Consider the following 9,359-nt stretch of genomic DNA (forward strand, 5'->3'; position numbering starts at 1 on the left):
CGCCCCACCCAGTTCCGCCGGGTCCAGTCCGTCGCCGTCGACCGGCACCTCCACCACCCCGACGGGCCGCCGGCGCAGGTGGTGCAGCGTCCCGGGCGAGCAGGGCCGCTCGACCGCCCACGTCGCCGCACCCAGCACCGTCGTCAGCAGCCACATCGCGTGCGACACCCCGCCGGTGACGTGAATGTGGTCCGGCTCGGCCGAGACGCCGCGCGTGCGCGCCAGCCAGTCCGCCAGCCGGGCGCGCAGCCGTGGGTGGCCGGCCGGGTCCGGGTAGCCGAGGTCGCGGTCGGACAGCGCGGCCAGCGCCGTCCGGGTCGCCGCGGCCCAGGCGCGGTGCGGGAACAGCGCCGGATCGGGGACGCCGGGCGACGGCGGCGGGGCGGCCGAGCTGGGCGGGGCGAGCGCGGGCGCGCCCCGCCCCGGCCCGCCGGTGACGACCGGCCGGCGCCGCGGCGCGGACCGGATGAAGCCTTCGTCCTGCAGCTGCGCGTAGACGGCGTCCGCGGTGCCGCGGGCGATGCCGACGGTGCGGGCCAGGTCGCGGGCGCCGGGCAGCGCGGTCCCCGGGAGCAGCCGGCCGCCGAGGATCGCGTCGATGAGCCGGCCGCGCAGCCAGGCCGCCTTCCCGGTAGCGGGCGGCGGGCCCCAGGGCGCGGCCAGCTCGGCGGCGGTGTCCGATGTCACTGGCCCAGTGGACCACGTCACGACTGGCCCTGTCCATGGGCCAGATCGCTCGCGAGGATCGACCTCATGAACCGACTGAGCTCGCCCTCCACCGCCGGCGCCCTGGCCTGCACGGCCGGCATGACGGTGGTCGGTGCGTCCATCGCGTTCGGCCCCCTGCTCGCCGGCTACCCGGTGCTCGCGGGCCAGGCATGGCGCTACCTGCTGGCCGGGCTGGTGCTGCTCGCCGTCATGCGGGTGCGCCGGGTGCCGTTCCCGCGGTTCCGCCCGAGCCAGTTCGGCCGGCTCGTGCTGCTGGCCGGGACGGGGTTGGCGGCGTTCAACTGGCTGCTGATCGAGGGGACCCAGCGGTCGGATCCGGCGTTCTTCGCGGCCGTCCTCGGTGCGACGCCGCTGCTGCTCGCGCTGGCCGGCCCGCTGCTCGACGGCGGCCGGATCCGCGCCCGCACGGTCGCCGGCAGCACGATCGTCGTCGCTGGCATCCTGGTCGTCCAGGGCGCGACGACCGCCCCGCTCGGCGCGCTGCCCTACGCCGTCGGGTTCCTGCTCTGCGAGGCGGCGTTCACGCTGCTCGCCGTGCCGCTGCTCAAGGACCACAGCCCGCTGCAGGTGTCGGGCGCCGTGTGCCTGGTCGCGGTGCCGCTGCTCGCCGTGCTGGCCGCGGTGTCGCCGGGCGCCGACCTCGTGGTCCCGACGGCGACCGAGGCGGCGACGCTGGGCTTCCTGGCCGTCTGCACGACAGCGATCGCGTTCCTGCTCTGGTACGGCGGCGTCGTCCGGCTGGGTGCCGATCGGGCGGGCCTGTTCGCCGGCATCATGCCGATCGCCGGCCTGGTCGTCGGGGTCGTCGCGGGCACCTCCGCCTGGACGCCGGTCGGCCTGCTCGGCTCGCTCCTCTGCGGCGCCGGCATCGCGCTCGGCCTGCGCCGTCCGCCGGAACCGCCCCACCGCCCCGAAGCCCTCCCACGCGCCTCCCTCGACACCGGTCCACGCCCGCCCGCGTTGATCGTGGAGTAATGGGGGAGTTGCGGTCCGGAATGTTCGATGAATTCCCCCGTTACTCCACGATCAACGGGGCGGGGCGGGGCGGCGGCGTTCGCGGCGGGCGTAGGCGGATCCGGCCGCGCCGGTCCCCGCCGGCCGCAGAATCGACGGATGGCGGACTGGCTCGACGATGACGGTGTGGTGACCCTGCCGAGCGGTGTGCGGTTGCGCGGCCGGCCGCTCGGCGTCCAGAAGAGTCCGGCGGACTTCACGCTCGTCCTCACCGACGGGACGATGCCGCCGTGGCCGCACCGGCGGATCCGCTGGCCGGACTTCTGGATCCCGGTCGACCGCGCGGACGCGCTGGACGCCCTGCATGAGGCGCACCGGCGCGCCCACGACGGCGACCGCGTCGAGGTCGCCTGCCGCGGCGGCCGCGGGCGGACCGGCACGGCGCTGGCGGCCCTGGCGATCCTCGACGGCGTGCCGGGGGAGCAGGCGGTCGGCTGGATCCGCGCCCACTACCACCCGCGCGCCGTCGAGACGCCCTGGCAGCGCCGCTGGCTCCGCCGCGTCGCCTGAGCCGCGTCGCTCTGAGCCGCGTCGCCTTGAGCCGCCTTCCGAGTCGCGACCAACAGGTGACGCAGACGCCGACAACGGGCGTCAGCGTCGCCGGGCTCGGCCCGGTCCGTTCCTCCGCTCTGCGCCGGGCGACGCCCCGCCCCCGATGGGGCGAAGAACCGGCCCGTGCCGGACGAGGTCGAGTCAGCCGCTGCTCGCGCCGACCGCCGCGACCCACCGCCGCGAGCGAGCCGCGCCGCCGTCAGTCGGCCGCCAAGTACGCCGTCCGCAGCGCCTGCCGCGCCCGGGAGGCCAGGCTGGACACCGCGTTCGGCGTCAGCGACATCCCGGCCGCCAGCTCGGCCGGCGAGTAGCGGTCCACCTCGACCAGCCAGAGGATGCTGCGCCACCGCGGCGGCAGCGAGGCCCAGGCGGCCGTGACGCGCTCGGCCTGCGCCGGCAGCTGGACGGAGTCGGTGAACCGCTCCCACATGGCCGGGTCGTCGTTGGCGACGGTGCGGCTCTCGGTCTTGCAGTACCGGTAGGCCAGGTGCTTCACCGTCGCCAGCACGTACCCCGTGAAGGAGTCGCGCGGGCCGCGGCCGGACCGGACCGCACGCAGCACGAGATAGAACGTCTCCTGGACGAGGTCGTCGGCGGCGTGTGTGTCGCGGACGATGTTGTGTGCCGCACGCCGGGCGATCGGGGACACCCGGCTGTACAGCGTCCCGAACGCGACGTCGTCCCCCTGACTCGCGCGATCGAGCAAAATGGTCGATTCCTCATGATCCCACCCCTTGATCATGGGGAAACGCTCGCGGTGAGAGGGGTCCTCCGGCGTCGGGGATGTCCGCATTCATGCATTCGGTAATCACGTACGTGGTCCTGTATTGAGTGAAATGACTGGTTCAAACAGGTTCAAATCTGGCCAATGTGGACAAGGGAAACTAATGCCTGTGACGCTAATCACGTTTATGATTCGTGCTGTGGTGCCGACGTGACGGCTCTTCAGGGGTGAGGCCGCCAGTGTTGGAGGGGGCAGATGACCATGGGAGATCGCAAGCGCAAGTACCAGGCCGCGCATGCCCAGCTCGGGACGGGGACGCGGTATCTCTCGGCGCCCAGTCGCAACGCGGGAGCGCACCGGGCGCGGGCCCATCGGCCCCGACTACGCCAGCGCTTCAGAGCCATGTTCGTGGAGCGGTCGTGGTGACCGCCGCCCGCCGCCGCATCCCACCGGCCCGCTGAGCTCGGCGCCTTTCCCGGTCCCGGCCCGTCCGCCCGGGCACCGGGGAAGGCGCCGCGACACCGTCGGTGCGCCGGCCGGGCGCGCACGAGTCAGCGGCGCGGCAGGATGACCGGTGCGCCGGTCCGCGGGTGCGCGATCACCTCGACGTCGTGTTCGTAGACGTCGGTGAGCAGCGCGCCGCCGAGAACCTCGGCAGGCGGGCCGGTGGCGACGACGCGGCCGCCCGCGAGGACGGCGACGCGGTCGGCGTGCGCGGCGGCGAGATTGAGATCGTGCAGGACGACGACGACGGCGACACCCGTGGCCGCGCGGGTCCGGGCGACGCCGAGCACGAGCTCCTGGTGGCGCAGGTCCAGTGCGGCCGTCGGCTCGTCCAGCAACAGCAGGCCGGTCCGCTGCGCCAGCACGCGCGCCAGCGCCACCCGCGCCTGCTCGCCGCCGGACAGCGACGTGAACCTCCGCGCGGCGAACTGTGTGACGTCGGCCTCGGCCAGCGCCGACCGGACGGCCTCGTCGTCGGAGTCCTCGAACGCAGTGCCGGCCCACGGCGCCCGGCCCATCTCGACGACCTCGGCCACGGTGAACGGGAACGACAGCCGCACCTGCTGGAGCAGCACGGCGCGGCGCATCGCGGACTCGGTCGCCGACCACGCCCGCAGCGGCTCGCCGTGCAGAGTGACCGAGCCCGCGGCCACCGCGACGTCGCCGGTGAGGGCGGAGAGCAGCGTCGACTTCCCGGCGCCGTTCGGTCCGACCAGTGCCAGCACCTCGCCCGCGCGGACCTCGACGCTGACGTCGTCGAGCACGCGCGCCCCGCCCAGGACGACGGAGACGCCGTCTGCGGCCGCGACCACGGAGCCCGCGGCCGGCGACGGCGTGGGCAGCCGCGGAGCGCCCCGCAGCGACACCGCGAGCCGCATCATGCCCACCCGCCCTGACTGGTCCGGGTCCGGCGCAGCAGCCAGAAGAACAACGGCCCGCCGACCAGCGCCGTCAGCATGCCGAGCGGCAGGTCGGCGTACTCGATCGCGGTCCGGGCGACCAGGTCGGCGGAGACCAGCAGCAATGCACCGCCGAGCGCGCTGGCCGGCAGCAGCAGCCGGTGGCCCGGCCCGGCGATCATCCGGATCAGGTGCGGCACGACCAGTCCGACGAACCCGATGACGCCGGCGAACGCGACACCGGAGCCGACCAGCATCGCCACCGCGACGATCGCCACGATCCGCAGCCGCTCGACCCGCACGCCCAGGTGCCGGGCCGATCGCTCGCCCAGGGCCAGCAGGTCCAGCGACCGCGCCATCGCGAACGCGAGCGTCAGCCCGACCGCCACGAACGGCAGCACCGCCAGGATCGCCTGCCACCGTGCGCCGTTGAGGCTGCCGAGCTGCCAGAACACGATCTGCTCGCGCGCCTCGGGCGTGGCGACGAACGTCGCGAACGCCACGATCGCGAACGCGACGGCGGTGACGGCGACGCCGGTGAGCACGAGCGTGACGACCTCCGTCCGCCCGCCGGACCGTGACAGCGCGTACACCAGCAGCGTCGTCACCAGACCGGTCGCGAACGCCGCCACCGCGACCGTCCACTCGCCCAGGAAGGTCGACCCGGTGACGAACACCAGGCTCGCTCCGACCGCCGCGCCGGGTGACACCCCGACGATCGCGGGCTCGGCCAGCGGGTTGCCGAACACGCCCTGCATCAGCGCACCCGCCGCGGCCAGCGCGGCGCCGACCAGCAGCGCCAGCACGACGCGCGGGAACCGCACCAGCCAGAGCGTGTTCTCGCCCTGCACGTGCTGCGGCCGCGGCCCGACGTCGAGCGGCAGGTCCACCGTCGGGCCGGCCTGCGCGAGCACCCACTCCAGGTTCGCGTCGAGCCGGTGCATGATCGAGCCGACGACCTCCGACGGCGGGATCTGCAGCTGGCCCCGTCCGGCCGACACGACCGTCACCACGACCAGCGCGACCGACAGCCCGGCGATCAGCACCCCGCCGCGCCCCTGCCGCCACCGGCTCGCCCGGACGGCGTCGGGCGCCGGCTCGGGCGGCGCCTCCGTGGGCGACGGTGCCGGCACGGTCGCCGTCATGGCTGGTAGACGGCGTGCGCGAGCGCCTCGATGGTGCGGCCGGTGCGCGGCCCGAAGCTGAGCAGGACGGAGTCGGCCATGTCGACGACGCGCAGCTTCTCGCCGGCCGGGGTCTGCGCGACGCCGGGCAGCCGGAGCATGCCGTCGACGCCGCCGATGGACTCGAGGCCCTTGGTCATCATGATGATCACGTCGGGAGCGGCCTCGACCAGCGCCTCGGAGGTGATCTGCGTGAACGGCCGGTCCAGCCCGATGTCGGTGCCGACGTCGACGGCGCCGATCGAGCGGATCATCGCGTCGGCGCCCGATCTGGGGCCGGCCAGCAGCTGCACCATGCCGCCGCGGGTGTAGAGGAACGCGATGCGCAGCGGGTCGGCGCCGGCCGGGGCGAGCGCCAGCGCGTCGGCGATCTCGCCGGAGGTCCGCTCGACCAGCTGCTCGCCGGCCTCCCGGACGCCCAGAGCGCCGGCGACGGCCCGGATCTGGCTCGGGATGCGGTCGAGGTCGCGGGCGTCGTCGAAGAAGACGACCGGGATGCCGGCGTCGCGCAGCTGCTGCTGCACTTCGGGCGGGCCGACGCTGGAGTCGGTGAGGACGACCGTCGGGTCGAGGTCGAGGATCGCCTCGGCGTTCATGTCGTGACCGCCGGGCGTGACCAGTGGCAGCTCGGCCGCCTGCGGGAACCCGGTGGACGCATCGCGGCCGACGACGCGGTCGCCGAGGCCGAGGCTGAACACGATCTCGGCCAGCGTGCCGTAGAGGTCGACGGCGAGGATGCGGCTGGCGTCGTCGATGACCACGGTCTCGCCGTCGCACGAGTGCACCGTGACGGGCAGCGCGGGCTCGACGTCGTCGGCGACCGGCGTCACCGTCTGGTCGACCGTCGCGGTCGACGGGCCGAGGACCTCGCGCGGGTCCTCGGCCGAACCGCCGGCGGACGGGTCGTCCGGCGTGGGGCGCTCGGGTAGCGGCTCACCGTCGGCGTCGACGCTCACGCCGAACCCGGTCACCGGCTCCTGGCAGGCGTCGACGGCTTCGGCCGCGGCCGCCGCCGTGGTGCCGTCGGCCGACAGCCGGGCATCGGTCCCCTCGCCCCCCGCGTCGTCCGCGGGTGCCACGCATGCCGTCACCCCGAACAGCAGGCCGGCCGCCACCGAGGCGGCCAGCACGCCGAACGAGCGCCCCCGCCGAGCCACGTCAGCCCGCCGCGGGGTGCGCGGCGCCGAGCTCGGTGAAGATCTCGGTGTTCATGCCGTAGGCGAGGATCACCTCGTCGATCACGCGTTCGCGCTCGTCCGGGTTCCACGGCGCCGCGTCGAGGCGGGCCCGATAGGCGTCCTTGAACGGGCGTGGCTTGGGAATCGCGTCGAACCGGTAGAACCGCACGCCGTCGCCCCCGGCCGGGAAGCCGTACGTCCGCGCCACCAGCGTGCCGACGGCCAGTCCGCCGGAGAGGTCGCCCAGGTACCGGGTGTAGTGATGCGCGACGAAGCCGCCGGGCCACTGCGCCGTCTCGCGGATCCGGTCGGCGTAGCGGCGGGTCGCCGGCAGTGGCTCCAGGTCGTCGATCGCGTCGGCGTCGCCGAGCAGGAACGCGAGATCGGCCCGCAGCGACGGGCCGCGGGTGAGGTCGTCGGTGACGAACGGCCCGGCGACCGGGTCGTCGCGCATGCCGGCTGCGACGGACTCCAGCGCCTCGTAGACGAAGTGGTGCTGGGTGACGAGCGCGGTGTAGCCGGCCCGGCTGATCCGGCCCTCCATCAGCGCGTTGATGAAGCCCGCGCCGTTGGCGACGTCGTGCAGCGGCCAGCTGCGCTCGCGCAGGGCCTGGGAGAACGTTCGGGGCTCGGCCTCGGCCGGCGTACGGGTGGTCGGCACGGATTCTCCTCCGGGTCGGCGCTGCGGATGAGACAAGTATTGCATCTTAGGTTTGCCTACCCCAATGTAGGTATGCCTTACCTATACCGATATCGTGCCTCATCGATCCGCAGAACCCGACATCAGGTTGAAGGGTGGGACATGTCGAACGTTTCCCGACGGCGCTCGCATCGCCGTCGACTCGTCACGGCCGTGGGGGTGGTGATCCTGGCGACGGGGGGCCTGGCCGGCACCGCGGCGGCCGCGTCCGGCACCGGGCCGGAGGGCCAGACGATCACCGTCTCGAAGGTCGACGGACTCGACCCGGCAGGCGAGACGATCACCGTCCACGGCGAGGGCTACGACCTCACCAAGGGCATCTACGTCGTCGTCTGCGTCAACAACGGCGCAGGTCAGCAGCCCACACCGTGCCTCGGCGGCGCGGACATGGAGGGCGGCGGCGGAGCGTCGGCGTGGATCTCGTCAAACCCGCCGTCCTACGGCGAGGGCCTGGCGACGCCGTTCGAGGAGGTCGGCGGCAAGGGCTCGTTCGACGTCCAGCTGAGCGTCGCCGCGAGCGACGAGTTCACCGACTGCCTCGACACCGCCCAGGCGCCCGACGGCTGCGTCGTCGGCACCCGCGCCGACCACACCCGCACCGCCGACCGCAGCGCCGACGTGCTGATCCCGATCACGTTCGCCGACGCCGGCTCCGGCGGCGACGACGGCAGCGACGGCAACGACGCCGGCGGCCAAGGCGAAGCCGGTCCGACGCCGAAGCCCTCCAGCACCACCGCCGCCGGCGGCGGGTCGAACCTCGCCCGGACCGGCGCCTCGATCATCCCGGCCGCGCTGGCCGGACTGGCCCTGCTCGGCGGCGGAGGGGCGGCCGTCGCCATCCGCCGTCGTCGTACCGAGGAGACGAACCGACCGTGAGGACCACATCGTTCAGACGGAACGTGGCGACGGTGCTCGCCGCGGCGCTCGGCGCCGGCACGCTGATCGCGGGCGCCGCGCCCGTCGCCCTCGCCGAGCCCACGGACACGACGGGCGGCACCCTCGACTGGGGCGTCAAGGCGTCGTTCCGCACCTACATCACCGGCCCGATCGCGCACGGCTCGATCGAGGTCCGCGACCCGGCGACGCGCAACGCCGACGGCACCTTCCGGTTCGCCGACGGCGCCGGCACCGCCGACCCCGACGCCGGCACCGCCGAGCTGGCCTTCGCCGGCGAGGTCTACTTCGCCGGTCACGACATGGGCGCCGGCCCGCTGCTGGAGCTCACCGTCACCGACCCGCGCGTCACGGTCACGTCCGCGACCGACGGCGTGCTGGTGGCCGACGTGGTGAGCAAGTCGCTGGACTCCGGCGAGCTGGTCACCTACGACGACGTCGAGCTGGCCGACCTCGACCTCACCGGCCACCCGCTGACGTTCGACGGCGGCACGGTGTCGGCGACGGGCGTCCCGGCGACGCTGACCGCAGCGGGCGTCCCGGCGTTCGCGAACTTCTACGCCGCCGGCACCGCGCTGGACCCGCTCACGTTCACCGCGACACTGGAGGAGCAACAGCCGGTCTTCGAGCCGTCGATCGAGGTGTTCGCGGCCGACGGCACGACGCCGGCGGCCGAGGCGGAGCTGGCCTACGGCGACACGATCGTCGTGCGCGGCAGCGGCTTCGACCCGGGCGGCAACGTCGCACCCACCGGCAACCGTCCGCCGATCCCGGCCGGCGTCCCCGCGGGCAGCTACGTGGTGTTCGGGTCGTTCGCCGACACCTGGCAGCCGTCCACCGGCGCACCGTCGAGTGCCCGCACCGTCGGCGCCCAGACGTGGGCGCTGGCGCAGGCCGCCTTGGATCAGGTCCCGGCGCAGTACCAGGACGCGATCCGGGCGCAGTGGGCCGAGATCGACGAGGACGGCACGTTCACGGCCG

General features: G+C 74.3%; 10 protein-coding genes. 4 read left to right on the plus strand and 6 right to left on the minus strand.

Annotation, left to right across the window (positions count from 1 at the left end):
* Nucleotides 1–687: aminotransferase class I/II-fold pyridoxal phosphate-dependent enzyme (locus tag E1212_RS28400; RefSeq protein WP_162605668.1), on the minus strand; the 687-nt coding region annotated here is incomplete at its 3' end.
* 66 nt (nucleotides 688–753) lie between these two features.
* On the opposite strand from E1212_RS28400, the gene E1212_RS28405 reads away from it, so the two are divergent.
* Complete coding sequence (locus tag E1212_RS28405) at nucleotides 754–1,704, plus strand: DMT family transporter (protein WP_131988798.1); 951 nt, start codon at nucleotides 754–756, stop codon at nucleotides 1,702–1,704.
* Nucleotides 1,705–1,842: 138 nt separating this feature from the next.
* Nucleotides 1,843–2,253 (plus strand): protein-tyrosine phosphatase family protein, encoded by a 411-nt coding sequence (locus E1212_RS28410; RefSeq protein WP_131988800.1) that lies wholly within the window; start codon nucleotides 1,843–1,845, stop codon nucleotides 2,251–2,253.
* 241 nt (nucleotides 2,254–2,494) lie between these two features.
* Here the strand turns inward: E1212_RS28410 and E1212_RS28415 are convergent, their stop codons facing one another.
* From E1212_RS28415 to E1212_RS28435, 5 genes are all read right to left on the minus strand, one after another.
* On the minus strand, nucleotides 2,495–3,001 hold the full coding sequence (locus E1212_RS28415) for an RNA polymerase sigma factor (protein WP_162605669.1): 507 nt from the start codon (nucleotides 2,999–3,001) through the stop codon (nucleotides 2,495–2,497).
* A 569-nt stretch (nucleotides 3,002–3,570) separates the two neighbouring features.
* On the minus strand, nucleotides 3,571–4,404 hold the full coding sequence (locus E1212_RS28420; protein ID WP_131988804.1) for a heme ABC transporter ATP-binding protein: 834 nt from the start codon (nucleotides 4,402–4,404) through the stop codon (nucleotides 3,571–3,573).
* Complete coding sequence (locus E1212_RS28425; RefSeq protein ID WP_131988806.1) at nucleotides 4,401–5,567, minus strand: FecCD family ABC transporter permease; 1,167 nt, start codon at nucleotides 5,565–5,567, stop codon at nucleotides 4,401–4,403. Before E1212_RS28425 ends, E1212_RS28420 begins: the two co-directional genes overlap by 4 nt.
* On the minus strand, nucleotides 5,564–6,763 hold the full coding sequence (locus E1212_RS28430; RefSeq protein ID WP_203417362.1) for a heme/hemin ABC transporter substrate-binding protein: 1,200 nt from the start codon (nucleotides 6,761–6,763) through the stop codon (nucleotides 5,564–5,566). Before E1212_RS28430 ends, E1212_RS28425 begins: the two co-directional genes overlap by 4 nt.
* Before the next feature lies 1 nt (nucleotide 6,764).
* The gene (locus E1212_RS28435) at nucleotides 6,765–7,445 is read right to left on the minus strand and encodes a biliverdin-producing heme oxygenase (RefSeq protein WP_203417363.1); all 681 of its coding nucleotides are present in this window, start codon (nucleotides 7,443–7,445) and stop codon (nucleotides 6,765–6,767) included.
* Between the two features lie 192 nt (nucleotides 7,446–7,637).
* Between E1212_RS28435 and E1212_RS28440 the strand changes: the two genes are divergently transcribed.
* On the plus strand, nucleotides 7,638–8,360 hold the full coding sequence (locus E1212_RS28440; protein ID WP_131988810.1) for an LPXTG cell wall anchor domain-containing protein: 723 nt from the start codon (nucleotides 7,638–7,640) through the stop codon (nucleotides 8,358–8,360).
* On the plus strand, nucleotides 8,357–9,359 hold a 1,003-nt coding region (locus tag E1212_RS28445), incomplete at its 3' end, for an HtaA domain-containing protein (protein WP_203417364.1). The genes E1212_RS28440 and E1212_RS28445, both read left to right, overlap by 4 nt.

The organism is Jiangella ureilytica (genome assembly GCF_004348545.1).
Classification (GTDB): Bacteria; Actinomycetota; Actinomycetes; order Jiangellales; family Jiangellaceae; genus Jiangella; species Jiangella ureilytica.